General features: G+C 40.4%; 2 protein-coding genes. Both read right to left on the minus strand.

Annotation, left to right across the window (positions count from 1 at the left end):
* On the minus strand, positions 1 to 395 hold a 395-nt coding region (locus ACFINU_RS10175), incomplete at its 3' end, for a YadA-like family protein (protein WP_375619045.1).
* A gap of 133 nt (positions 396 to 528) precedes the next feature.
* The coding region (locus ACFINU_RS10180; RefSeq protein ID WP_375619046.1) for a YadA-like family protein at positions 529 to 785 on the minus strand (257 nt) is incomplete at its 5' end.

Raw genomic sequence — 785 nt, forward strand, 5'->3', positions numbered from 1 at the left:
CGGATTTTTCCATTTTCAGATGTATAACCAGCTCCAAGAGCAAATGCGGATTGTCCACGCCATGCGCCGCTACCAAATGAGACACTCAAAGATCCTGGTTCGTCGAAGTAACGTAGATTGGACACTGCTAAACCAACAGCAGCTGCTTGTCTTGCTTTTTTCCGAACATCTTCAATGGCATAACTAAACGTTTCAAATTTCATATCGGTGTAGGATTTCGATTCGTTAACACCATTACTCATCGCATTATCCTTGAATTCAGAAGAATATTTATCTAAATATTTTTTCTCATCATCAAAAACTGTCTTAATCCGCTGCTTACTGTTATGAAACAACGAACTACCCCCTCCACGACTTCTGTCAAATTTGCGTAAAACACACCACTCTTCAGACACTTTCTCTTTTTTTATTTTCAACATTAATGCTGGCATTGTTATTTGTGGGAGCCGTTCTTTTAATCGTGTAACTCTTCTCGCCCCTGTCTTGTATAGACAGGAGCGTTTTTGAAAATAATCGTAGTGAATTTTATTAATTTAGAGTTAAGCTTAATCCTACACCTACACCCCAGCGCCCTCCGGCAGTTGTCACAGATACATTCGAGCGAATATTTCCATCTTCAGATGTATAACCAGCACCAATAGCAAATGCGGACTGATTGAGCCATATACCACTACCAAGTGCAACACTTAACTTTCCTGGTGCATCATTGTAACGTAAGTTGGACACCGCTAGACCAATAGCAGCAGCTTGTCTTGCCTCTTTTCGAACATCCTCAATAGCATAAT

The sequence above is a fragment of the Bartonella sp. AC130YNZD genome, assembly GCF_042196865.1.
In the GTDB taxonomy this organism is placed as follows: Bacteria; Pseudomonadota; Alphaproteobacteria; order Rhizobiales; family Rhizobiaceae; genus Bartonella.